This window comes from Alcaligenes sp. EGD-AK7 (assembly GCF_000465875.3).
Classification (GTDB): domain Bacteria; phylum Pseudomonadota; class Gammaproteobacteria; order Burkholderiales; family Burkholderiaceae_B; genus Alcaligenes; species Alcaligenes phenolicus.
The window spans coordinates 1-791 of sequence record NZ_AVOG02000025.1; the positions used below are offsets into that span (position 1 = coordinate 1).

Here is a 791-nt window from a genome sequence, read left to right on the forward strand (position 1 = left end):
CCAGACCACCCCCGCGCCAGTGCTAGCTTTGCGTACCGTCACTTATTGCACTGAAAACGAGGAGACCCCGCCATGGCCAAAATGCGCAAGGTCACCACCGTTCGCGGCTACGGTGCCTTTGTCGGCGCCAACCACCTCGAAGTGGAAGAAACCACCGGCACGGGCCAGGAGAAGACGGGCACCAAGAAGGTCATCGCCTTCAAGCGCGCCATCATCGCCGCTGGCAGCCAGGCCGTGCGCCTGCCGTTCATGCCCAACGACCCGCGCGTGGTCGATTCCACCGGCGCGCTGGCGCTCAGCGGCGTGCCCAAACGCATGCTCATCCTGGGCGGCGGCATCATCGGCCTGGAAATGGGCACGGTGTACAGCACCCTGGGCGCACGCCTGGATGTGGTGGAAATGATGGACGGCCTGATGCAGGGCGCCGACCGCGACCTGGTCAAGATCTGGCAGAAGATGAACGCCAAGCGCTTCGACAACATCATGTTGAAGACGAAAACCGTGGGTGCCGAGGCCACACCTGAAGGCATCAAGGTCACATTCGCGCCAGCGGAAGAGGGCGGCACCACCCCCGAACCCCAGGTGTACGACCTGGTGCTGCAGGCCGTGGGCCGCACGCCCAACGGCAAGAAGATTGCCGCTGAAAAGGCCGGCGTGTCTGTGACGGACCGCGGTTTCATCAACGTCGACATCCAGATGCGCACCAACGTGCCGCACATCTTCGCCATCGGCGACATCGTCGGGCAGCCCATGCTGGCGCACAAGGCGGTGCATGAGGCACACGTGGCGGC

Annotated in this window: 1 pseudogene; it reads left to right on the forward strand. The window is 64.2% G+C overall.

Features of this window, described 5'->3' with window-relative positions:
* Positions 1-60: 60 nt before the first annotated feature.
* A pseudogene (locus N879_RS12960) lies at positions 61-791 on the forward strand (FAD-dependent oxidoreductase); the annotation flags it as partial.